Origin of the sequence: Thioclava sp. F1Mire-8 (genome assembly GCF_002213165.1) — a bacterium.
Taxonomy (GTDB): domain Bacteria; phylum Pseudomonadota; class Alphaproteobacteria; order Rhodobacterales; family Rhodobacteraceae; genus Thioclava; species Thioclava nitratireducens.
Genome location: NZ_NBNY01000001.1, coordinates 172,257 through 195,052 on the forward strand (window position 1 = coordinate 172,257; position 22,796 = coordinate 195,052).

Consider the following 22,796-nt stretch of genomic DNA (forward strand, 5'->3'; position numbering starts at 1 on the left):
GAGGGCCGCGAAGCCCTCGCCGCAGGCTTATTTCGCAATCCGGTCGAGAATCCGCGCCCAGGAGCGGATCCCCTTGTGGAAGCTTTTGACGTCGTATTTCTCGTTCGGCGAGTGGATCGCGTCGTCGTCATTGGCGAACCCGACGAGCATCGCATCCATGCCGAGGATCGACTTGAAGTAATAGCCGATCGGGATCGAGCCGCCCATGCCGACGATCACCGCCTCGCGGTTCCATTCGTCGCTCAGTGCCTGGCGCGCGGCTTCGAATTCCGGGCGCGAGGTGTCCATGACGGAGGCCGGCGCGCCATCGATATCGTTGTCCCAGGTGATGCGCGCATCGACGGGCAGGCGGTCCTCGACATGTTTACGCAGAACCTTGCGCACATGTGCGGGGTCCATGTCGCCCACCAGACGGCAGGTGATCTTGCAATGCGCCTCGGCCGGAATCACGGTCTTCGAGCCCGCGCCCTGATAACCGCCCCAGAGACCGTTGATCTCCAGCGTCGGACGTGCCCATTGCTGCTCCAGCGTCGTGTAACCCTCTTCGCCGTGCGGCACGGTCATCCCGGCGTGGTGAAGGTATTCCTCCTCGTCGAAGCCGCAGGTCTTCCAGGCCTCGAGCTGCTCCTGAGGCACTTCGTGAACGCCTTCGTAGAAGCCCTCGACGGCGACGCGGCCCTTGTCGTCATGGAAGCTCGCGATCAGCTTGGAAATCTCGCGCAGCGGGTTCAGCGCGGGGCCGCCGTAATGGCCCGAATGCAGGTCGATGCGCGGACCGTGCAGGGTGAATTCGTCCTTCAGCATCCCGCGCAGGCTGCCCGCAATCGAGGGCACGCCGGGGGAGACCATCGAGGTGTCGCAGATCAGCGCCAGATCGCAGGTCAGTTCCTCGCGGTTGTTCTCGAGGAAGGGCACCAGCGAGGGCGAGCCCGATTCTTCCTCGCCTTCAAGAAAGATCACGAGATTGCCAGGCAATTCGCCGTTCACGGCCTTGTAGGCGCGGCAGGCCTCGATGAAGGTCATCAGCTGACCCTTGTCGTCGGAGGCCCCGCGGCCACGGATGACGCGGCCGTTCTCGGTGTCCTCGATGCGCGGCTCGAAGGGGGGCGTGTCCCACAGCTCCAGCGGGTCCACCGGCTGCACGTCGTAGTGGCCGTAGAACAGCAGGCGCGGGCCGTCGCCCTTGGAATGCGCGACCACCATCGGATGGCCCGTGGTCGGGCGCAGCTCCGCGTCGAAGCCAAGCGATTTCAACTCCTTGACGAGCCATTCCGCGGCTTCGTGGGTCTCTTCGCGATAGGCCGGATCGGTCGAGATCGAGCGGATTTTCAGCAACTCGAACAGCCGCTCCATCGCGGCGTCCAGACCATTGTCGATTTCGGTGAGAACCTCGTTCAGTGCCATGCAGGCCTCCTTTATTTTTGCCACAGCCTAGGGCCGCGCGCGAGACTGTCCAGAGGGGGTGACGCAAGGGTGCGACAAATTGCGAAAAGTGAATGTTTGCTTTTCATGACTATCTGCGACATTTTTACGCTTCAGGGAGAGGAATTTGACATTTATCAATGTCGCGCTTTGTGGAGCCCTCTAGGGCAGACCCAGCGAACAGTCATGCAAGGGAAGCATAAGATGGATTACGACCGCGCACTCGATCAGGCGATTGACAAGCTGCACGAGGAAGGCCGCTATCGCGTCTTCATCGACATCGAGCGCGAGAAGGGCAATTTCCCCCATGCCGTCTGGACCAAGCCGGACGGATCGAAGCAGGACATCACCATCTGGTGCGGCAACGACTACCTGGGCATGGGCCAGCATCCGGCTGTGCTGGCGGCGATGCACGAGGCGCTGGACGCCACCGGCGCAGGCTCGGGTGGGACGCGCAACATTTCCGGCACCACGGTCTATCACAAGCGGCTGGAGCATGAGATCGCCGATCTGCACGGCAAGGAGGCCGCGCTGGTCTTCTCCTCGGCCTATATCGCCAATGACGCGACGCTGAGCACGCTGCCCAAGCTGTTCCCCGGCCTGATCATTTATTCGGACGAGCTGAACCACGCCTCGATGATCGAAGGCATCCGCCGCAACGGTGGCGCCAAGCGTATCTTCCGCCACAATGACGTCGCCCATCTGCGCGAACTGATGGCCGCAGACGATCCCGCCGCGCCGAAGCTGATCGCTTTCGAGTCGGTCTATTCGATGGATGGCGATTTCGGTCCGATCTCGGACATCTGCGACCTCGCCGAGGAATTCGGCGCGCTGACCTATCTCGACGAAGTGCACGCGGTCGGCATGTATGGCCCGCGCGGCGCCGGTATCGCCGAGAAGCTGGGCGAGATGGACCGGATCGACATCTTCAACGGTACGCTGGGTAAAGCTTTCGGTGTGTTCGGCGGCTATATCGCGGCTTCGGCCAAGATGGTGGACGCGGTGCGCTCCTATGCGCCGGGCTTCATCTTCACCACTTCGATCCCGCCGGCGGTCGCGGCTGGCGCTGCCGCGTCGATCGCTTTCCTGAAAGGCGAGGGCGGTCAGGAGCTGCGCGACAAGCAGCAGCTGCACGCGAAGATTCTCAAGATGCGCCTGAAGGGCATGGGTATGCCGATCATCGACCACGGCTCGCATATCGTGCCCGTGATCATCGGAGATCCCAAGCATACCAAGGCCTTGTCGGACATGCTGCTCGACGAGTTCGGCGTCTATGTCCAGCCGATCAACTTCCCGACCGTCCCGCGCGGGACCGAACGTCTGCGCTTCACGCCCTCGCCGGTGCACGACACCGGTATGATTGACGCTCTGGTCAAGGGCATGGATGCGCTTTGGGCGCGCTGTGAGCTAAATCGCGCCGAAGCGAGCGCCTGAGCGACATAGGCGCGTGCGCGGCTCGCTTGCTTGTGATAAGCCTTTGTTAATCGAAGGGGCTATTGGCTCCGAATCGACGCAGGCGGGAAAACGGCAGGGACAGGCAGCATGATCGGGCGAAGGGCTAAACCTTCGACGGAGGACGAAGTCAAACCTAAAGGGTTTGACGATTTCGAACTTCGTCTTGGCGATGTGATGCGCGGCGAGCGGGCGACGCTCGCCAAATCTCTTCTTGATGTTCAGCGCGAACTCCGGATCAAGGCAGCCTATATCGCGGCCATTGAAGCCTGCGATGTGGAAGCTTTCGACACGCCCTCCTTCATCGCGGGCTATGTGCGCTCCTATGCACGTTACCTCGGTCTCGACCCGGAATGGTCGTTCCAGCGCTTCTGCAACGAGGCTGGCTATTCGCCCGCCCACGGCATGTCGGAGGCCGCCTCCGGCCCCAAGCCGCAGCGCGACCCGAAGGACATGGCCGAGGCGCTCGCCAATCCCGCTTTCATTCCGCGCAAGGAATCGATCTGGAGCAAGATCGAACCGCGCGCGGTCGGTGCGCTTTTCGTGCTGGCGCTGATCGGTGGCGGGATCGGCTATGGCGGCTGGACCGTGCTGCAGGAAGTGCAGCGCGTGCAGCTGACCCCGGTGGATCAGGCGCCCGGCGTGATGGCCGATCTCGACCCGCTCGACTCGGTCAAGGACGGGCCGGAGATGGCGCAGGCCGATGACACGCTGCCCGAGGTCAACCAGCCCGAGCGCTCCGCACGCATCTACCGCCCGGCTGCGCTCGACGCGCCGGTGCTGGTCTCGCGTGACGGGCCGATCGCCTCGATCGACCCCAATGCGACCGGCGCGCTGGCCGGGCAGGGGGTGGGCGCAGCCGCTCCGGGCCTGACGCCCAATCTGATCGGTCTGGCGCAGAACAACGATGCGCCCAAAAGCACGCAGCTCGCCTCCGCGGCGGGCCCCGAGAACAACATCCAATCCGCCGTCGCCAAGGCGCTCGAAGCCGATCAGCCCGACGTCGTCGTGCTGGCCGTGCGCCCCTCCTGGGTGCGGATCAAATCCGCCGATGGCGCGACGCTGTTCGAGAAGGTCATGGATGCGGGCGAACGCTACGTGCTGCCCAAGCTCGAAGAGCCGCCGACGATGCGCACGGGTGAATCCGGCGCGATCTATTTCGCGGTCAACGGCGTGACGCATGGCCCGGTCGGCAAGCGCGGCCAGGTCACCAAGAACATCAAGCTGTCTTCGGCTGCGCTCGACGAGACCTATCCGGTCGCCAATCTCTCGCAGGACAAGGACCTCGCGAAGATGATCGCCGTGGCCGATGCGGGCGATGCTGCGACGCAGGCGGCAACCGACCAGCAATAATCCGCAGATCACGATCCGCCCCGGCCCGTTGCACCGCAGCGGGCCTTGGCGTATCAGGAGCCGAGGTCTCGAAGGAGCGTTTGCATGTCTCTCAACCCGGTCCGCCCGTGGCGCAATATCTATCGCCGCAAGTCCCGTCAGATCATGGTCGGCAATGTCCCCGTGGGGGGCGATGCGCCGATCTCGGTGCAGACGATGACCAATACCGACAGCTCGGACGTGCGCGCGACGCTCGATCAGGTGATCCGCGCGGCCGATGTCGGCGCGGATATCGTGCGTGTCTCGACCCCGGATGAATCGAGCACCCGCGCCCTGCGCGAGATTTGCCGCGAGAGCCCGGTGCCGATCGTTGCCGACATCCATTTCCACTACAAACGCGCGATCGAAGCGGCGGAGGCGGGAGCTGCCTGCCTGCGCATCAATCCCGGCAATATCGGTGATGAGAAGCGCGTGGCCGAGGTCGTGCGCGCCGCAAAGGATCACGGCTGTTCGATCCGGATCGGCGTGAATGCGGGCTCTCTCGAGAGGCACCTGCTGGAGAAATACGGCGAGCCGTGCCCCGAGGCGATGGTCGAGAGCGCTATGGACCATATCCGCATTCTCGAGGATCACGATTTCCGCGAATACAAGATTTCGGTGAAGGCGTCGGACGTGTTCCTCGCCGCCGCAGCCTACCAGGGCATCGCCGAGGCCACCGACGCGCCGATCCACCTTGGCATCACCGAGGCGGGCGGCCTGACCTCCGGCACGGTGAAATCCGCGATCGGGCTGGGCAACCTGCTGTGGATGGGCATTGGCGACACGCTGCGCGTCTCGCTCTCGGCCGATCCGGTCGAAGAGGTGAAGGTCGGTTTCGAGATCCTGAAATCGCTCGGGCTTCGCACCCGCGGCGTGCAGATCATCTCCTGCCCGTCCTGCGCGCGGCAAGGGTTCGACGTGATCGCGACCGTCGCAGAGCTCGAGCAACGGCTCGAACACATCAAGACGCCGATCTCTCTGTCGATCATCGGCTGCGTCGTGAATGGTCCCGGCGAAGCGCTGATGACCGATATCGGCTTTACCGGCGGCGGGGCCGGATCGGGCATGGTTTACATGGCCGGCAAGCAGGATCACAAGCAGTCCAACGCGGACATGATCGACCATATCGTTGAATTGGTTGAGAAAAAATCGGCAGAGATCGAAGCGGAGAAAGCTGCCGCCGAGTAAGCGGAAAAGCGCCTCCGGCCTCCTGAATTCGCCCCACCTCACGCTGGCGTGATGAGGTGGGCGCGGAACGATTTGGCCCCCTCCACATTTCCCTCTCCACAAACGGAGAGAGGCCGTCGCTGATGACGGTCAGGGTAATAACGGAGGTAAGTCCAATGACCCGCAAACTCGCTACTATTCTCGCTGCTGCTGCCAGCACCACGATGATCGCCGGCACCGCTTTTGCTGAAACCAGCCCGCCGCTTATGGCGACGGCGCAGGGCGACGTGACGATCCATGCCGGGGTCGAAGCCTCGTCGAAAACCGTTGCGACCGTGATGGCCGGCTCGACCATTCCTGTCGAAGGCTGCCTGCCCGACGGCACGATCTGCCAGGTTACCTATGACGGCATGAACGGCTATGCCCCTGCCAGCCAGCTGGGTGTGATGGTCGACGGCCAGCTGGCGCTTCTGTCGACGAACCCGCAATCGGTGACGGTGAACCAGATTCAGGTCCCGGGCGATAACGCCAACAAGGACGCTCAGGGTGCCGCGGCGCTGACCGGTGCTGCCGCGGGTGGTGCGGCCGGCGCGGCCGTGGGCGGTCCCGTGGGGGCCGTGGTCGGCGCGCTCGTCGGTGCCGCAGGTGTCGGCGCTGCCGCCAAGCCCGAACCCACCACGATCACCTGGGTCGAGAAGCACCCTGTCGCACCGGTTTATCTGAAAGGCGAGGTCGCGACCGGCAAGGTCGTCCCGGACGTGGTGACGCTGACGCCGGTGCCCGACAGCACCTATGCCTACGGCAACATTAACGACCGCACGGTCTTCGTGAATCCCGACAACCGCGCGATCGTCTACGTGGTCCCGGCCTCGTAAGGCCCCGAGACGGAAAGCGACATGAGAGCCGGCGCGTCATCGCGCCGGTTCTTTTATGGGGGGCATTTTTACCTTGCTGGCGCTGGTGCGCCGCGCCGCCGCGATGCGCGACCCACCGAGGACCGCCTAACGCGCAAAAGCTGTGGAGAGTCACGGCAAACGACAGGAAAACGCCGCCCGGATCGTGATCGAATCGGGCGGCGCTGACAATCTCGAAAAATTAACCTGAAGAAGGCTTTGCACGGCGTTCTTCAGGTGCGGATCACTCGGATTGGCGCTCTTCGGCGACCATTTTCGCCATCGCGGCTTCGGGGGCATATCCGCGCAGCATTTGGCCGCCGATCACGAAGGCCGGGGTGCCCGAAATCGCCATGCGCTGTGCCAGCTGGTAGTTCTGGCGCAGAACCTCGGTGACCGAGTCGTCGTTCATTTGCTTCAGGATCGGCTGCGGATCGAGACCCTGATCCTTCGCGATCTGGCTCAGGCTCTCGACGGTCAGGTCGCCCCGCGCGGTCATCAGCGTGTCGTGCATCTTCGCATAGGCGTCGTCGCCGTTGATCTGCTTCGTCGCCACCGCGAAGCGCGCCGCCAGTTCGGATTGCTGGCCGAGGATCGGGAATTCCTTGACGATGAAGCGGATATTGCCGTCCTTCGAGATCAGGTCCGAGACCTCGCTATAGGCTTTCTTGCAGTAGGTGCATTTGTAATCCATGAACTCGACCATGGTAATGTCACCATCGGGATTGCCGCCGACCCAGCTGTGACCGTCCTCGAAGATGTCCTTCGCATTGGTCTGGATGAGCTTCTTGTCATTGTCGGCCTGCTGGGCCTGTTGCTTGGCCTCCAGCTCGTTGATCGCCTCGACCAGAACCTGCGGGTTCGCCATCAGATATTCGCGCACGGCGTCGCCGAATGCGGATTTCTGGCTGTCCGACATATTGGCGAAGTCGAAATCCTGGGCTGCTGCCGGGGTGAGCGGGGCGGCCGTGGCGAGCGCGGCGAAGGCGGTCGCGGCCAGAAGCGTGCGGAGCATGGGCATTTCCTTTGGATCGGGTCCTGTTGGTTCGCAAGCAAACTGACCGCTCGGACGCGCGGGATCAAGTGGGCGTTATCGCGCAGGGCGAAATGCGGGCGCATTGACGCTCGGGCGGCTTCGGCCTAACCCCGTGGGCGAAATCTCAAGCGGCAAGGAGTTGGCAGGATGCGGCAGTCGAAACGCGGGCAGGTGGAACCGTTCATCGCGATGGATGTGCTGCGCATGGCAGCCGAGGCGGAGGCTGCGGGCCGCGACATCGTGCATATGGAAGTGGGCCAGCCGGGAACTTCCGCACCGAAAGCCGCCAAGCGTCGTCTGGCCGAGGCGCTGGAGAGCCAGCCGATGGGCTACACCGTTGCGCTGGGGCTGCCCTATCTGCGCGAGGGGATCGCGAAGCTCTACAAGCGTTGGTACGACATCGATCTGGATCCCGCGCGCGTGGTCATCACCTCGGGGTCGTCCGGGGCGTTCCAGCTGGCCTTCACCGCACTGTTCGATGTGGGCGACAAGGTGGGTCTGGGCGAGCCGGGCTATCCGAGCTACCGCCAGATCCTCAAGGCGCTCTCGATCGAGCCGGTGGGCATTCCGACCGAGGCGCAGAACCGCTACCAGCCGACGCCCGAGGAAATCCCGGACGATCTGGCCGGGCTGATCGTGGCCTCGCCGGGCAACCCGTCAGGCACGATGCTGGGCAAGCCGGAGCTGCAGGCGCTGATCGAGCATTGTCAGGCCCGCGACATCGCTTTCATCTCGGACGAGATCTATCACGGGCTGCAATATGAGGGTCGTGCGGTCTCGGCGCTGGAGATCAGCGACGACGTCTTCGTGATCAATTCGTTTTCGAAATATTTCTCGATGACGGGCTGGCGCGTGGGCTGGATGGTGGTGCCGGAAAGCCATCTGCGCACCGTGGAGCGTCTCGCGCAGCACATGTTCATCTGCGCCCCTCATGCGAGTCAGGTCGCGGCTCTGGGCGCGCTCGAGAGCCTCGACGAGATGGCCGAGAATGTCGCGCGCTACGGGCAGAGCCGGCAGATGCTGCTCGAAGAGCTGCCGAAGATGGGCTTCACCCGGATCGCGCCGCCCGACGGGGCGTTCTACCTCTATGCCGATGTCTCGGAGCTGACCGAGGATAGCGCCGCTTTCGCTGCGGAAATCCTCGAGAGCGTCGGGGTGGCGGTCACGCCGGGGATGGATTTCGATCCCCATCGCGGCGCCCAGACCCTCCGCTTCTCCTACGCACAAAGCCCCGAGCGGGTGGCAGAGGGCATCAAACGGCTGCGGAGCTTCATGGAGAACCGCTGAGGTTGCGATGAGGGGTGCGCCCGACCCTTGGGTGGGCGCGTCGTATCGTTGGTGGCCGGGCGCTTTATCCCGCAGGCCCGCAAGTTGGTCGTGCTCGAGGTGACATCGCCATTGCGCCCTGCCATTGGGGAGGGTCGGGCGCGGCCCGGGCTGGTCGCCCCTGCCAAGGGCGGCCCCATTCGCCCTTTGCTCCGCGCGAACCCGGCCGCTATAGTGCCCGCAAAACGAAAGCGCATAAAAACGGGGCGCGTATGATCGGGCGGTTCATTCTTCTTCTCGCGATGTCTCTCGCGCTGGCTCTGCCTGCGCGCGCGCAGGATCTGTCGGCCTTGGCGCAATACGCACCCGCGCGCAGCCAGATCGCGCAAAGCGGCGACAAGCTCGCGATTACGCTCGGGATCAGCCAGCCGGTGCCGTATCGCGCCTTTCTGCTGGCCGATCCCTACCGGCTGGTCATCGACTTCCGCGAGTTGAATTTCGGGGCCAACCCGCCCGAAAATCTGCTGAAAGGCAGCGATGCGATCAAAGGTCTGCGATGGGGCAAGTTCCGGCCCGGCTGGTCGCGGATGGTGGCCGAACTGGCCCATCCGATGCGCCTCGTGAGCTCCGAAGAGCGCACCAAGGGCGACCCGCAAATCGCGCTGACTCTCGCAAAAGTCCCCGCTGCCAAGTTCACCCCGCGCAAGGGGGCAGCCGATTCCGCACTCTGGGACTTGCCGCAGCCCGCGCCGACACCCGCGCCGCACCGCCGTCAGGATGGGACGCGGCCGCTGAAGGTCGTGCTCGATCCCGGCCATGGCGGCATCGATCCGGGTGCGGAGGATGGCGGCGCGCATGAGGCCGATATCGTGCTCGGCTTCGCGCGTCAGCTGCGCGACGCGATGCGCCGGGCGGGGATGCAGGTGGTCATGACCCGCGATCAGGACGTGTTCGTGCCGCTCGAGACCCGCGTGACGGTCGCGCGCGCGGCGGGGGCGGATATCTTCATCTCGCTCCATGCCGATTCCATCGCCGAAGGCCGGGCGACGGGCTCCACGATCTACCGGCTCGACGATCACGCCGAGACCGAGGCCACGCGCAAGCTGGTCCAGCGCCACGACCGCGACGATATCCTTGCAGGTGTCGATCTGAACGGGCAGGGCGATGCGATCACCCATATCCTCGTAGATCTGGCGCGGCGTGACACGCAGCCGCGCTCGGTCCGGCTGTCGCAGGTGCTGGCGGGCGCGATCAAGGGAGCGGGGCTGCATATGCACAAACGCCCGGTGCAGGGCGCGAATTTCTCGGTGCTGAAATCGCCCGATATTCCGTCCGTCCTCGTGGAGCTGGGTTTCCTGTCGTCGCCTGCCGATCGGGCGCGGCTCAAAGACCCCGACTGGCGCGCCCGGATGGCTGCGGCGATCACCAAGGGTGTCGAGACCTGGGCGCAGGCCGATGCCGCCGAGGCGAAGCTTTTGCGCCAGTAATCGCGTGTTTTTCCAGGTCTGACGCGCGGTCATCCGCCCATTCGGCGAGATTATGACCACGCGGCGTCTTCTCGGAAGCGTGAGCGCACATTACTTTGACCGTCACGAAGGCGCGATGTATAGGCTGGCGCGATGGGGTAAACTGCCCCGAGGCAAGGGGTGTATCTGTGATCCGTTTCATTCTCGGCTCGATCGGCGGCGTGTTTTCCTGGGTTGTGACCGGGCTGTTCTTTGCGGCGCTCACCATCGGGGCGATCTTCTGGATCTATTCGCGCGATCTGCCGAGCTACGACCAGCTTGCGCAATACCGCCCCAAGACCATCTCGCGCATCTATAACGGCGACGGCCGCCTGATTGACGAATTCGCCGAGCAGCGCCGCCTCTTCGTACCGATCCGCGACATTCCCGACCGGGTGAAGGGCGCGTTCGTCTCGGCGGAGGACAAGAATTTCTACATCCACCCCGGTTTCGATCCGCGCGGGATCGCCGCGGCGATGTTCACCGCCGTGAAATCGGGCGGGCGCGACGTGCGCGGGGCCTCGACGATCACCCAACAGGTGACGAAGAACCTGCTTCTGTCCTCGGACCGCTCGGTGGAGCGCAAGATCAAGGAACTGATCCTGTCCTCGCGCATCGAACATGTGCTGAGCAAGGACCGTATCCTCGAGCTTTATCTCAACGAGATTTATCTCGGCCAGAACTCCTACGGGGTCGCTGCCGCGGCGCAGACCTATTTCAACAAGCCGCTCGCCGATCTGACGGTGGGCGAGGCCGCCTATCTCGCGGCGCTGCCGAAGAAGCCCGCCGATCTGCATCCCGTGCGCGACTACAAAACCGCCGTGGATCGCCGCAACTATGTGCTGCGCCGGATGTACGAGGATGGCCGCATCGACAAGGCGACGATGGAAGCGGAGCAGAACAAGCCGCTGAAATCCGTGCAGAACGGCGATTACGCCCCGTTCCGCGCACAGCTCCCGCCGCGCGACTATTTCACCGACGAAATCCGCCGCCAGCTGTCGAAAAGCTTTGGCGAAGAGGAATTCTTCGGCGGTGGCCTGACCATCCGCGCGACCGTGAACCCCGATCTTCAGTCCCATGCGACGAAGGCGCTGCAGCACGCGCTGGAGAAATACGACCGCGAGCAGGGCGTCTGGCGCGGCACCGGCGCGAAGATCGCCGAGGACAAGCTGAAGAAAGAAGCCGATTGGCGCGCCGCGCTCGACGATGTCTCGACCGCGAAGGCGCCGCGCGACATCGAGGGATGGCACCCGGCCGTGGTGCTGGGCTTCGAGGGCGGTTCGGCCCGGATCGGCATCGAGGGTATCGAGGAAGACAAAGACGGCCACTGGATTCCGCCGGAAGACGTGACCTGGGCGCGCAAGCTGAAAGAGGACGGCAAGCTCGGCCCGCGCGCGAAGCAGGCGCAGGACCTTCTGGAGACCGGCGACGTGGTCGAGGTCCGGGCGATGACGAGCGATAGCGACGGCTCCTTCATCCGCTGGACGCTGCGCCAGGTGCCGAAGGTCGAAGGTGCCTTCATGGCGATGGACGTGAATACCGGCCGCGTGTTGGCGATGCAGGGCGGCTTCTCCTATCAGGCTTCGGTCTATAACCGCGCGACGCAGGCGATGCGCCAGCCGGGCTCGAACTTCAAACCCTTCGTCTACGCGGCGGCGCTTGATTCCGGCTTCTCGCCCGAGACGATCGTGGTCGACGCGCCGATCGAGGTGAACACGCCGCAGGGCATGTGGCGCCCGAAGAACGCCTCGAACAAGTATTACGGCCCGACGCCGATGCGCACCGGTCTCGAGCATTCGCGCAACCTGATGACGATCCGGATCGCGCAGGAAATCGGCATGGACACGGTCGCCGCCTATGCGGAGAAATTCGGCGTCTACGACCATATGCGCCGCTTCCTAGCCAACGCGCTCGGCGCGCAGGAAACCACGATGTTCCGCCTGATCTCGGCCTACGCGATGTTCGCCAATGGCGGCGAGCGGGTGGAGCCGACGCTGGTCGACCGCGTGCAGGACCGCTACGGCCGCACGATCTACCGTCACGACCAGCGCAGCTGCGACAATTGCGACGATCCGAACCTGCCCGAGGGGCAGGGCCCGAAGATCGTCAGCCACCGCGACCAGATCATCGACCCGATCACCGCCTACCAGATGATCTCCTTGATGGAGGGCGTGGTGAAGCGCGGCTCCGGTTACGGCGTCGACCTGCCGGTTCCGATCGCGGGCAAGACCGGCACCACGAATGACGCGAAAGACGTCTGGTTCACCGGCTTCAGCTCGAACATCGTGGCTTCGTGCTACATGGGCTACGACAACCCGCGCTCGCTGGGCCGTCACGCTTATGGCGGTACACTCTGCGTCCCGGTGTTCAACGAGTTCATGCGCGAGGCGATCAAGGAATTCGGCGGCTCGAAGTTCAAGGTTCCGCCGGGTGGCACCTGGGCCAAGTTCAACCGCTATACCGGCGAGCGTCTGTCCGACTCCGCCACCGGCGAATTCGTCCAAGCCGAATATCTGCGCCCCGGTCAGGACATGTCGGGCCTCGGCTCGCTGGTCGTCGATGGCGGCTTCGCGATGGGCTCCAACCTGCCGCTCTTCGCGCAGGGCGAGCGTGACGACGCGGGCTCTACCACGGTCACCACCTCGACGGGTCAGCAGAAGGTCATTCCGAAGAAGAAGGCCGATTTCGGCTCGCTCTCGGCAGGCGGCCTCTACTGAGCGCACCACGCGTCAAAACCGACCGACAGTAAAAAAGGGGGGCGCTCGCCCCCCTTTCTCGTTTCTGCTCGATTATTCCTATCTCGGAGGTCGTCCTTCGGGCTTGCGCAAATATCCCGGGGGAGGCCCGCAAGGGACGGGGGCAGAGCCCCCCGCTACCCCGATCAGAACCCTTCGCTGCCGTCGCCCTGCCAAGGCTTGGCGAGATCCGAGAAGCGCGTGAACTGGCTCTCGAAGGCCAATTCCACCGTGCCGATCGGCCCGTGACGTTGCTTGCCCAAGATCACCTCGGCCTTGCCGTGTACGCGCTCGGCCTTCTGCATCCATTCGGCGAATTTCGGGTCGTCTTCCGGTGGCTTGAGGCGTTCGTGATAATATTCGTCGCGATAGACGAACATCACCACGTCGGCATCCTGTTCGATCGAGCCGGATTCCCGAAGGTCGGAGAGCTGCGGGCGCTTGTCCTCGCGGCTTTCCACCGTCCGCGACAGCTGCGACAGCGCGACCACGGGGATGTTCAATTCCTTTGCGATGGCCTTCAGACCCATCGAGATCTCGCCGATCTCCTGCACGCGGTTGTCGCCCCGGCCTGAGCCGCGCAGCAGCTGCAGGTAGTCGACGATCACCACGTCGAGCCCGTGCGTCCGCTTCAGTCGGCGGCAGCGCGCGGCGACCTGACCGATCGGCAGGGCGGGCGTGTCGTCGATATAGAGCGGGCATTTCTCCAGCGCTTTCGCGGCCTCGACGAAGCGGCGGAATTCGCTCTCCGTCATGTCGCCGCGCCGGATGCGCTCGGAGGGCACTTCGGAGGCTTCGGACAAGATACGCGCGGCCAGCTGTTCCGCGCTCATCTCGAGCGAGAAGAACCCGACAACGCCGCCTTCGATCGCGCCCTCAACCCCGTCATGGCGCATGCCCTTCTTGTAGGCCTTGGCGATGTTGAAGGCGATGTTGGTCGCAAGCGAGGTTTTCCCCATCGAGGGACGCCCCGCGAGGATCAGCAAATCCGAAGGGTGGAAGCCACCGAGCTTCTTGTCGAGATCGCGCAGCCCCGTCGAGACGCCTGCCAGACCGCCATCGCGCTGATAGGCGGCATTGGCCGATTGCACGGCCTCGGTCACAGCCGACAGGAACGAGGTCCAGCCCTTCTGCGCCTGACCCTCTTCGGCCAAGGTGTAGAGCCGCTGTTCGGCCGCCGCGATCTGCTCTTTCGGATCGTCGTCGATCTGCGGCTTGCCCGCGCGCGACGAGATGTCCTGACCCAGTTCGATCAGGCCGCGCCGCACCGCCATCTCGTAGATCATCAGCGCGTAGTCGCGCGCCGCATAGGCCGAGATTGCCGCCCCCGCCAGACGCGCCAGATAGGCCGGCCCGCCCAGTTCCTGAAGGCCCGCATCGTCCTCGAGATAGGCTTTCAGCGTCACCGGCGAGGCGAGCGCGTTCTTCTGGATTTTCGCCGCCGCGACCTCGTAGATTCGCTGGTGGACCGGCTCGTAGAAATGCTCCGGTTTGATGACGGAGGCGATCCGGTCGAAGATGTCGTTATTCGTGAGGATCGCACCCAGAAGCTGCTGTTCGGCTTCGATATTATGGGGCAGCGCGGTGCCCTCTGCGGGCAAATTTCCGGGCTGCCCCTCATCGGGGCGTTGTGCCTGATCGTTCATGTTCCTGCCTCGGTGTCCCCGTCCCTCAGGCGGTCTTTTAACCGCAGTCGGGGGGAATAGGAATCTGGATAAGATTGGGGAAAACCCCGCTGTTTCAGCGGAGTCTTCGGAATTTATAGTGTGCGGTCGCGACCGAACCTACCACATTTCGCGAGTGGGCGCGATTAGCGAGAGTCGCGGGCGAAAATGCTCCCCAGAGCATCCACAGCTTCATCCACAGAAATCTCGGGCCGTTTCAGCCCTTGCGCGCGTCCTGCCACGGGCGCGGATCGCTCAGGAAGGCTTCGACCTCGTCGAGCGTCTCTTTCGAGAAGCTGCCCTGTTCGCGCGCCTCGGCCAGAACGTCCCACCAGGTGCACAGGTGATGCAGCTCGACGCCATGCTCGCGCAGGTTCGGGACCGTCTCCGGGAAGATTCCGTAATAGAAGATCACCGCGGTATGGCCGCAGGTCGCGCCGGTGTCGCGGATCGCATCGACGAAGCTCAACTTCGAGCCGCCATCGGTCGTCAGATCCTCGACCAAGAGCACGCGCTGACCCTCGGTCATCGCGCCTTCGATGCGCGCGTTGCGCCCGTAGCCCTTCGGCTTCTTGCGCACATAGGTCATCGGCAGTGCCAGACGCTCCGCCACCATCGCGGCGAAGGGAATGCCCGCCGTCTCGCCGCCCGCGATATTGTCGAACGCCTCGAAGCCGGCTTCGCGCATCACCGTCACGGCGAGGAAATCCATCAGCGTCGAGCGGATACGCGGGAAGGAGATCAGCTTGCGGCAATCGATATAGGTCGGCGAGGGCAGGCCGGAGGCGAGCGTGAAGGGCTCGTCGGCGTTGAAATGCACCGCTTCGATTTCCAGAAGCATCCGCGCGGTCAGGCGGGCGATTTCTTCTTTGCTGGGGAAGGAGCTGGGGATCATCATCTCGTCCTTATCAAGACTGGCTTCGGCTTGGTCTAAATATCCCCCGCGGAGCGTCCGCCGGCGGGCCTGGGAGCCTCCGGCGGGGATATTTGCGCCAAGGCGAAGATCAGCGTTTTACATGCCAATGGACCGGGAAACCCGGATCGAAGAGGGTGACGGGGCCCGCGCCGGTCTCGATCTTGGCGGGCCAGTTGTTGGGCTCGTCGGTCTTCTCGAGCGTGAGCGTCGCCTCGTTGACCGGAAGCCGGTAGAAGGCGGGGCCGTTGCGCGAGGCGAAGGCCTCCAGTTTATCGAGAGCGCCCTCGGCCTCGAACACATGCGCCAGAAGCGGCATCGTGTTGGTCGCGGTGAAACAGCCCGCGCAGCCGCAGCCGCTTTCCTTGGCCGCGTCGACATGCGGCGCAGAGTCGGTGCCGAGGAAGAAATGCGGATTGCCCGAGGTCGCGGCGGCGACAAGCGCCAGCCGATGCGTCTCGCGCTTGGCGACCGGCAGGCAGTAGTAATGCGGCTTGATCCCGCCCACGAGGATATGGTTGCGGTTGATGATCAGGTGATGCGTGGTGATCGTTCCGCCCATGTCCTCGCCCTGCGAGGAGACGTAATCGACGCCGTCCTTGGTGGTGATATGCTCCATCACCACGCGCAAACCGGGCGTCGCGCGCCGGATCGGGTCGAGCACGGTTTCGATGAACACGGCTTCGCGGTCGAAGATGTCGACTTCGGGGCGGGTCACTTCGCCATGGACGCAAAGCGGCAGGCCAATCTCGGCCATCTTCTCCAGCACGCCGCGCACCTTGTCGAAATCGCGCACACCGGAATCGGAGTTCGTCGTGGCGCCCGCCGGATAAAGCTTCACCGCCTTGACCAGTCCGGAGGCTGCGGCTCTGGCCACGTCTTCCGCGTCGGTTTTCTCGGTCAGGTAGAGCGTCATCAGCGGCTCGAAATCGCTCCCTTCCGGCAGCGCCTTCAGGATGCGCTCGCGATAGGCGGCGGCATCGTCCCCGCGCACCACCGGCGGCACGAGGTTCGGCATGATGATCGCGCGGGCGAAATCGCGAGCGGTTTCGGGGGCGACACCTTCCAGCATCGCGCCATCGCGCAGATGCAGGTGCCAGTCATCGGGGCGGGGCAGGGTGATCGAGTTCATGGGAAAAGTCCTTAGCCCGAGGTCGCGCGCGAATCCAGAGGGTGCGCGCATGCCGCGCTGCAGCATATGCATGGCGGGGATGCGCAGATGGCGGTAGTAGAGGCAGCGAGGCTGACCTAAGTTCATCGCCAAGGGAGGAAACGAACCTGTACGCTAAACCCTCAGGAGGTTTCCATGGCATTCGTTACCACCGCCCATGGCGGACAATCGATCTTCGCTCGTATGGGCCAAGCAATCGCACAAGGCCTCGTCGCCTACATGGAGCGCCAGTCGCGCCAAGACCAAATCCGCGCGCTCGACGCGAAAAGCGACGCTGAGCTTGCCGATATGGGTCTGACCCGTGACGGCATCGTGCGCCACGTGTTCCGCGACCGTTTCTACATCTGAACCCGGTCCGGGGCGCCGAAGCGCCACGTATTGAAAAAGGGCGTGCCCCCCGCCGGGCGCGCCCTTTTTACATGTCTGCAATACTGTTCGGGGTTTCAGGCGGCGCCCGCGCGTTGCAACGGCTCGGGCAACTCGATCCCTTCTTCGGCGAGCTTCTGTGCGAGCGCTTCGTAGCGATTGCGGAATTTCGGGCGGTTCTGGCTCGTCCCGACCGCGCGGCACATGATCGCCTCCAGTACCGGACGGCGCGCCCTCCGCAGGTGGTCGAGCAGGCGGAAGACATAGCGTCTCGACAGCCGCCGCGCGCGGAAGAAAGTCCAGAACAGCGACGGGGTCAGCTTGCCAGCGCCAGCGGCGATCAGCACCTCGTCGAGAATATCCATGTCGAGCAGCGCCGTCGTCGGGTCCGGGCCGATATGCCGGCAGGGCATCAAGGATACGCAAGGCCGCGCGAACAGTGCTGCGTGCATCGCGTCGAGTCGCTCGAACGGGTCATAGAATATGAACGCCTGCGCTACGCCGTCGAGCATCTCGGGCGCGAAGCCGTAGCGATCGGTGAAGGACATCCGGCGGGTCTGCGGGAAACGGTCGTCCCAGCCCGCGAGCGTCGGATCGAGCGTCGCCTGCGGGGCGAGCGCGACCACCGTGGCGCCGGGCGCCGCGACCGAGAAAGCCGCCGCCGCGTAGCCGCCGGGGCCCGCACCGTAGAAGACCACCCGGTCGAAATCTTCGAAGAAGGCCTCGTCGACGAGTCGGTCGAAATAGGCATAGACCGCCGAATCCCGGAACCAGCTTTCGTCCGAAGCGATCACGCTGAGCGCGGACCAGCCTTCGTCGCGGGCGATCTTGTAGCCGAAGGGCAGGGCCTCGTCGGCATCGGCCTCGATCTGGGCTCGGGTCTCGAAGCTGACGATCAGGACGGGCGAGTCGTCATGGAACAGCACCTCGTGATCGGTGCCGAGCGGCTCGTAATAGCCGGTCTCGTCCGCGATCTCTTCCAGCCGTGCGCGCCACTCCGTGTCTGCCTTGCTCACCTTCGCCTCTTTCAGCTTTCGTGCGCATCTCGCGGGTTGCGGATGCGGGCGGGACACCGCCAATTCTGCTCTCCCAACGTATCACCGCAAGAAAGGGGCACAAATAGGAGCCAAGCGAGGAATCTGCCGCCACATTTCTTAACCGGCGACAATTGGCCCATTTTCGGATGTTTGTTTACGGGTTTTCGGCCGCGGCCGCTTTTGCAAGGCGCACCATGAGCTTAGCGGCTTGAGGCGAGAGCGGGCGGCTCGGCGGGCACAGGAGAAGCCGGCCGAAAAGCCCGCGGTAGGCTTCTTCGCGCAAAAGCGTGCGGGCCCGCTCCTTGCGCCACAGAACTGCCGCATTGTGCAGGCGGGTCAGCTCGGGATCGGCGCTCAGCTCTGTAAGAGCGTCCTGCGTGCCCGCATCGTGGCGACGAATCGAATCGTCCTCCACCTCCGAGAAATTGCGCTCCACCCAGTAGGACATGTCGAAGGCGCCGGCCCGCCGGTTCGACCGGCCCCGGTCGCATTTCACGAGGTAGCCTTCCATCGACCCCAGCGGGTAATGGTTGAGCTGCACGAGGTCGTAGGGCGCGCTACCCGGTGGGGTGAACAGCTTCTGGCGCTGATAGTGCGGCGGCAGTTTGCGGCCCGATCCGTCGACCCAGAGCGTGCCTGCCAGCTTGTCGTCCTGTGGTGCACGGGGGCGGTGAACGCCGAGCTTGGTATAGGCGCCGGTATTGGCAAACAGCGTCTTGAACATCGAGGCGCGCCACGGCCAGAGCATGTCCGGCGGCGCGCAGCGAGTGAACTGTTGCGTGACGGGGCGATCCTCGAAGCCGACCACGCCGCAATTGCCGAACAGTCGCCATGTCATCGCAAAGGCGGTCGCCTGCGGCTCGGCCTCGATCAGCGCGTCCAGCGTGCCGTCACCCGTCTTTATGGTGACGAATTCGTCAACGTCGATCACCGCGATCCAGTCGGCCTGGGCCACCAGCGGATGCGCATCGGCCTGTTTCAGCGCGGCCCATTGAGGGCCTTCCTTCCACGGGCCGGGATTGGGCACATGGGTCAGCCAGCCGATCTCCTGCAGCCGATCCAGCATCGCATCGGTGCCGTCGTCGCAGTCGTTGGAAAAGACAAGGAAATCCGTAAAGCCGATGGCGCGGTGATGGGCCAGCCATTCCAGCAGAAACGGGCCTTCATTCTTGACGGATGTGATCGCGAGCGCACGCATTGCGCCACTCTAGAGGGGCCGCGCGCGCTCGCAAGTGGTTGGGATCACACGGTGACGCGGCGCGGCAGGGCTGCCACGCTTGCAGCGATCTCTTCGGTGCCGTCGGTCAGCTCGAGGATTTCACGGCTCACCTCGGGGGTGTCGATCAGGGCCGCGAGCACCGCCGCGACATGGCCGCGCGCGACCGAGCCGTAATTCAGCGCATGGGCCAGCGCCACGCGACCGTCGCCATCCTCATCCATCAAGGTGCCGGGGCGCAGGATGACATAGTCGACCCCGCTCGCCACCACGGCGGCATCGGCGGTCTTCTTCGCCAGCATGTAATGCTCGAAGCCCGGTTTGATCTCTTTGCCGCGCCCCGCATCGGGGAAGACCGAGACGAGGTAGAGCCGCGGCACGCTCATCCGGTTCATCGCGGCGATCACGTCGAGCGGCGCGTCGCCGTCGATCCGGGTGGTGCGTTCGAGCCCGGAGCCTGCAGCCCCCGCCGAGAAGACGACCGCGTCCTGTCCCTCGAACATCGGTTCGAAATCGCCCGCGGTGAGTTCCATCAGATCGCCCTGAACGGGTGTGGCTCCCATCGCGCGCAGGCTGTCGGCCTGCTCGGGTTTGCGGTGCAGCGCCGTAACCTCGTGGCCTGCGTCGATCAGAAGCGGGACCAGCCGATGCCCGACGCCGCCTGTCGCGCCGATGACGAAAATGCGTGCCATGTTTGGTATCCTTTCCTTTGACCGGAAAGCTAGGTCAGGGCGCGCCTGGGTAAAGGCGGCGCGCCTAGTGCGCGGCCTCGTCCGGAGCTTCGACGGTAAAGAAGAAATCCGCGGGCAGGTCTCGGGCATGCAGGTCGTCGGGGATTACGTGCGGGCCGGTGTTGAACACGGCAGAGCCGAAGACATGCAGCATCCGCGAGAGCGCCTCGAACCGCTCCGATGTCAGCGTCTCGTAGAACTCCCGCTGGTCGGGGCGCGCCATCAGCTCCGCGATCTTCGCAAGGTGGCTGGCGACAGCGTGGTGATGCGCCGCCGCGATCTCGGAATCGGCCATCATCCGGTCGAACTCGGCGCGGGCCGCAGGCAGCATCCGCTGGATCGAGCGATCCTCGACCGCGTTATGGTTCATCCGGAACCAGTAGTTCAGCCCCTGATCGCGATCGACATGGTTCACCCGGCCGCGGTCGCGCTTCACGAGGAAGCTCTCGGCCGAGCGCACCGCGTAATGGTTCAGCTGCACCCAGTCATAGCCATAGGTGTCGAGCGTCGAGCGCCAGCCATTGCGGAACATCTCGCGCGGCATCGGCTGGCCCGAGCCGTTGAGCCAGTTCACCTGATCCCAGAGGTCCGGGTTCAGCCCCTTGGGGCGGTGAACGCCCAGCTTCTTGTAGAGCGCGATATTGCGAAACAGCGTCTTGAAGCCCCAGGCCTGATGCGGTTTGCGCACGATCTCGGGGGCGCAGCGGGTGAATTGCCCGGTGATGAAGCTGTCCTCGTATGCGTGGACGTCGTTATTGCCGAACAGCCGCCAGGTGAGCGAGATCATGTTCGCCTCGCCCATCGCCTTATACAGCGATTTCAGCGTGCCGTCGCCGATCTTCACATTGATGAACTCGTCCACATCCATGCAGATCGACCAGCCCGCCTTGGTGATCACCGGCTCGGTCTCCGCCGCCGCCAGCGCCGCGTGCTGGGGCTTCATATCGACCATCGTGCGGAACGGGTTCTCGCGGTGCTGGACGTAGCCCTTGGCCTGCAGCAGATCGAGCATCGTATCGGTGCCGTCGGTGCAGTCGTTCGTATAGACGAGGAAATCATCCACCCCGATCGCGCGGTGATAGGCGATCCATTCGAGGATGAAGGGGCCTTCATTCTTCATCGTGGTGACGATGGCGGTGCGGCCTGCCTCGACCGCCTGCGCGGGCGCGTCCTTCACCTTCGAGACCGGTGGGCGCACCGGCTTGAATCCCCAGACATCGCGCGACATCTGCAGTAGGCGCGGGTCTTCCACCAGCGAGGTCTTGGGCGCGAGTTCCGCGGGCGAGGTGCCCGGCACCCGCAGCGCCATCGCGCGCCAGAAGCCATAGGTCAGCCCCGAATCGGGGCGGCAATAGCTGACGCGCAGCAGCCGCCACGTATTGTCCAGTCCGGCCTTGGCCGGCGCGCAGCCCCAGCGCGCGATGCCGCGCCGGGCGTCGAACTGACGGCAGATATGGTCGGGGAAGCGCGCGGGCTGATCGTTGCGCACGCGCCAAGGGTAGATTCGGCGGCCCACCAGAAGGATCACGCCGTTCTCGGCCTGTTGCGTGGCCTCGAAAGCCGAGGGCTGGCCCGGCTCGCGCGCCGCCAGAAGATCGGTCACGTCGAGCACCAGCACCGAGGCCGCCTTCGCGAAGAACCGCCATTTCGCGATCTCGAAGATCAGCGCCTGGCCCAGCGGGCTCAGCTGCGGATCGGGGGCGGGCGGCTCCATCCGGTCCTTGCCGGGCGCGTCCGGGGCGAGGAAGACATGGTTCTCCGGCCCTATCCCCGGCTTGCCGAGCGGCAGCGGGCTTTCAAGGATCGCGACCGGCAGGTCCAGCTCGCGCAGCGCCATGCCCGCCTCCAGCGCGTCGGCGAAAGCTTCGCCGCTACCTGCCGGACTGCTCTCGGGCGCGCGGTTCACGATCACCGCGCCCGTTGCGCCGTGATGGTCGTGATGCCAGCAGAGCCAATCGAGCACCGTCTCGACGCTTTCCTCCAGCCGAAGCCCAAACAGACAGTTGCGGCCCTCGAACATGTCCCAATCTGGCGCGGCAGGGGTGATCTCACGCAATTCCGGACCATCAGGCCCGGCCATCGCGGCCTGGATCGGTCCCGGCGCGGTCGGTTCATAGATCCCCATCACCGCGCCCGCGACATTGCGCGCCTCGGCCAGATGCGCGGCGCCGGGCACCGGGTCGAGGTTCAGATCCTCGGCCTGCGAAGGGGCGGCGAAGAATGCGCGCAGATGGTGACGGGGGCCGAGATCGGTCTCGTCGGTCCAGCCCACCGCGTCGAGCAGCGCGGGCTTGCCCGTTTGCGCCTCCATCCTGCGCCGGATCACTCGTTGCTTGCCCATGTCGATCTCGAAACTGCCTTTCGTTGCAACTAGCATGCAGGGGGCGACGCAATAAAGGCCACGCGAACCCGCGCGTCCGGGAATCGATGTCGCCTCCGAACGGGGCGATTTCGCGCGATGGGAATGGCGAAACCGGGGCAATCGCGGCGGAGCGCGCGCGACAGCGGATCAGACCGCGAAAAAAGCCCCCCAATGACGGCGCGGGGCGAGGCGCTTGCGTGAGCGCGTCGTGTGCTCTCAGAGCCCGAAAATACAGCCTTGCAGGAGGGTGGATCGACGACGGGTGTGGTTCTCCTCACGCCCGCCTCACCGAGCCTGCCAGAAACGTGACCATTGGAACAGTTTGTCGCAGTTCAAACGCGATGAGTTTTGACCTAAGTCAAGTTCAGCACACGGATACTCCCATATCACAAGTGCATCGGGTTCTTGATCTCCCTGACGCGGTCGACGCCGCACAGAACCCGACCAGAGGAACAGACGTTCTCCCTCGTCTTTCCCCAAACGCGCCGC

The 22,796-nt window shown here is 64.4% G+C and carries 17 protein-coding genes; 8 read left to right on the forward strand and 9 right to left on the reverse strand.

Translation table 11 applies throughout. From position 1 onward, the window contains the following. Positions 1–27: 27 nt before the first annotated feature. Positions 28–1,404, reverse strand: coding sequence for a dipeptidase (locus tag B6V75_RS00810; RefSeq protein WP_088718425.1), 1,377 nt, complete (start codon positions 1,402–1,404; stop codon positions 28–30). A gap of 222 nt (positions 1,405–1,626) precedes the next feature. Between B6V75_RS00810 and hemA the strand changes: the two genes are divergently transcribed. The 4 genes from hemA to B6V75_RS00830 all read left to right on the forward strand — a co-directional run bounded on the left by hemA (position 1,627) and on the right by B6V75_RS00830 (position 6,287). Continuing rightward, positions 1,627–2,856 carry a 5-aminolevulinate synthase gene (gene hemA, locus B6V75_RS00815; protein WP_075775087.1) on the forward strand — a complete coding sequence of 410 codons (1,230 nt, stop codon included), beginning with the start codon at positions 1,627–1,629 and terminating at the stop codon, positions 2,854–2,856. 108 nt (positions 2,857–2,964) lie between these two features. Beyond that, entirely contained in the window at positions 2,965–4,227 is a 1,263-nt protein-coding gene (locus tag B6V75_RS00820) for a helix-turn-helix domain-containing protein (protein ID WP_088718426.1), read from the forward strand. 84 nt (positions 4,228–4,311) lie between these two features. Further along, entirely contained in the window at positions 4,312–5,433 is a 1,122-nt protein-coding gene (gene ispG / locus B6V75_RS00825) for a flavodoxin-dependent (E)-4-hydroxy-3-methylbut-2-enyl-diphosphate synthase (protein WP_075775085.1), read from the forward strand. Between the two features lie 155 nt (positions 5,434–5,588). After that, entirely contained in the window at positions 5,589–6,287 is a 699-nt protein-coding gene (locus B6V75_RS00830) for a DUF1236 domain-containing protein (protein WP_088718427.1), read from the forward strand. A 262-nt stretch (positions 6,288–6,549) separates the two neighbouring features. Here B6V75_RS00830 and B6V75_RS00835 read toward each other — a convergent pair whose 3' ends face one another. Continuing rightward, positions 6,550–7,320 (reverse strand): DsbA family protein, encoded by a 771-nt coding sequence (locus tag B6V75_RS00835; protein WP_088718428.1) that lies wholly within the window; start codon positions 7,318–7,320, stop codon positions 6,550–6,552. Between the two features lie 168 nt (positions 7,321–7,488). Between B6V75_RS00835 and B6V75_RS00840 the strand changes: the two genes are divergently transcribed. From B6V75_RS00840 to B6V75_RS00850, 3 genes are all read left to right on the forward strand, one after another. After that, on the forward strand, positions 7,489–8,628 hold the full coding sequence (locus B6V75_RS00840) for an aminotransferase class I/II-fold pyridoxal phosphate-dependent enzyme (RefSeq protein ID WP_088718429.1): 1,140 nt from the start codon (positions 7,489–7,491) through the stop codon (positions 8,626–8,628). Positions 8,629–8,879: 251 nt separating this feature from the next. Continuing rightward, entirely contained in the window at positions 8,880–10,094 is a 1,215-nt protein-coding gene (locus B6V75_RS00845) for an N-acetylmuramoyl-L-alanine amidase (protein ID WP_075775081.1), read from the forward strand. A gap of 167 nt (positions 10,095–10,261) precedes the next feature. Continuing rightward, on the forward strand, positions 10,262–12,829 hold the full coding sequence (locus tag B6V75_RS00850; protein WP_075775080.1) for a PBP1A family penicillin-binding protein: 2,568 nt from the start codon (positions 10,262–10,264) through the stop codon (positions 12,827–12,829). Between the two features lie 164 nt (positions 12,830–12,993). On the opposite strand, the gene B6V75_RS00855 is transcribed toward B6V75_RS00850, so the two are convergent. The 3 genes from B6V75_RS00855 to pyrC all read right to left on the reverse strand — a co-directional run bounded on the left by B6V75_RS00855 (position 12,994) and on the right by pyrC (position 16,556). Further along, positions 12,994–14,493: a replicative DNA helicase gene (locus B6V75_RS00855; RefSeq protein ID WP_075775079.1), complete on the reverse strand. Its 1,500-nt coding sequence runs from the start codon at positions 14,491–14,493 to the stop codon at positions 12,994–12,996. 235 nt (positions 14,494–14,728) lie between these two features. Further along, positions 14,729–15,406, reverse strand: coding sequence for an orotate phosphoribosyltransferase (locus B6V75_RS00860; RefSeq protein ID WP_075775149.1), 678 nt, complete (start codon positions 15,404–15,406; stop codon positions 14,729–14,731). A 109-nt stretch (positions 15,407–15,515) separates the two neighbouring features. Further along, positions 15,516–16,556, reverse strand: a complete 1,041-nt coding sequence (gene pyrC / locus B6V75_RS00865) for a dihydroorotase (RefSeq protein WP_088718430.1) — start codon at positions 16,554–16,556, stop codon at positions 15,516–15,518. Positions 16,557–16,730: 174 nt separating this feature from the next. Between pyrC and B6V75_RS00870 the strand changes: the two genes are divergently transcribed. Then, entirely contained in the window at positions 16,731–16,943 is a 213-nt protein-coding gene (locus tag B6V75_RS00870; RefSeq protein ID WP_075775077.1) for a DUF1127 domain-containing protein, read from the forward strand. 95 nt (positions 16,944–17,038) lie between these two features. Here B6V75_RS00870 and B6V75_RS00875 read toward each other — a convergent pair whose 3' ends face one another. From B6V75_RS00875 to B6V75_RS00890, 4 genes are all read right to left on the reverse strand, one after another. Then, the gene (locus tag B6V75_RS00875; protein ID WP_240496879.1) at positions 17,039–17,977 is read right to left on the reverse strand and encodes a phosphoadenosine phosphosulfate reductase; all 939 of its coding nucleotides are present in this window, start codon (positions 17,975–17,977) and stop codon (positions 17,039–17,041) included. A 175-nt stretch (positions 17,978–18,152) separates the two neighbouring features. Beyond that, complete coding sequence (locus tag B6V75_RS00880) at positions 18,153–19,196, reverse strand: glycosyltransferase family 2 protein (RefSeq protein ID WP_088718431.1); 1,044 nt, start codon at positions 19,194–19,196, stop codon at positions 18,153–18,155. Positions 19,197–19,240: 44 nt separating this feature from the next. Next, positions 19,241–19,906, reverse strand: a complete 666-nt coding sequence (locus tag B6V75_RS00885) for an SDR family oxidoreductase (RefSeq protein ID WP_088718432.1) — start codon at positions 19,904–19,906, stop codon at positions 19,241–19,243. A 64-nt stretch (positions 19,907–19,970) separates the two neighbouring features. Next, entirely contained in the window at positions 19,971–22,286 is a 2,316-nt protein-coding gene (locus B6V75_RS00890; RefSeq protein WP_088718433.1) for a glycosyltransferase family 2 protein, read from the reverse strand. Positions 22,287–22,796: the final 510 nt, after the last annotated feature.

Excerpts from the sequence above, each read along its gene's own strand:
- B6V75_RS00810 (WP_088718425.1), bottom strand. The coding sequence starts at position 1,404 with ATGGCACTGAACGAGGTTCTCACCGAAATCGACAATGGTCTGGACGCC.
- hemA (WP_075775087.1), top strand. The coding sequence starts at position 1,627 with ATGGATTACGACCGCGCACTCGATCAGGCGATTGACAAGCTGCACGAG.
- B6V75_RS00820 (WP_088718426.1), top strand. The coding sequence starts at position 2,965 with ATGATCGGGCGAAGGGCTAAACCTTCGACGGAGGACGAAGTCAAACCT.
- ispG (WP_075775085.1), top strand. The coding sequence starts at position 4,312 with ATGTCTCTCAACCCGGTCCGCCCGTGGCGCAATATCTATCGCCGCAAG.
- B6V75_RS00830 (WP_088718427.1), top strand. The coding sequence starts at position 5,589 with ATGACCCGCAAACTCGCTACTATTCTCGCTGCTGCTGCCAGCACCACG.
- B6V75_RS00835 (WP_088718428.1), bottom strand. The coding sequence starts at position 7,320 with ATGCTCCGCACGCTTCTGGCCGCGACCGCCTTCGCCGCGCTCGCCACG.
- B6V75_RS00840 (WP_088718429.1), top strand. The coding sequence starts at position 7,489 with ATGCGGCAGTCGAAACGCGGGCAGGTGGAACCGTTCATCGCGATGGAT.
- B6V75_RS00845 (WP_075775081.1), top strand. The coding sequence starts at position 8,880 with ATGATCGGGCGGTTCATTCTTCTTCTCGCGATGTCTCTCGCGCTGGCT.
- B6V75_RS00855 (WP_075775079.1), bottom strand. The coding sequence starts at position 14,493 with ATGAACGATCAGGCACAACGCCCCGATGAGGGGCAGCCCGGAAATTTG.
- B6V75_RS00860 (WP_075775149.1), bottom strand. The coding sequence starts at position 15,406 with ATGATCCCCAGCTCCTTCCCCAGCAAAGAAGAAATCGCCCGCCTGACC.
- pyrC (WP_088718430.1), bottom strand. The coding sequence starts at position 16,556 with ATGAACTCGATCACCCTGCCCCGCCCCGATGACTGGCACCTGCATCTG.
- B6V75_RS00870 (WP_075775077.1), top strand. The coding sequence starts at position 16,731 with ATGGCATTCGTTACCACCGCCCATGGCGGACAATCGATCTTCGCTCGT.
- B6V75_RS00880 (WP_088718431.1), bottom strand. The coding sequence starts at position 19,196 with ATGCGTGCGCTCGCGATCACATCCGTCAAGAATGAAGGCCCGTTTCTG.
- B6V75_RS00885 (WP_088718432.1), bottom strand. The coding sequence starts at position 19,906 with ATGGCACGCATTTTCGTCATCGGCGCGACAGGCGGCGTCGGGCATCGG.
- B6V75_RS00890 (WP_088718433.1), bottom strand. The coding sequence starts at position 22,286 with ATGGGCAAGCAACGAGTGATCCGGCGCAGGATGGAGGCGCAAACGGGC.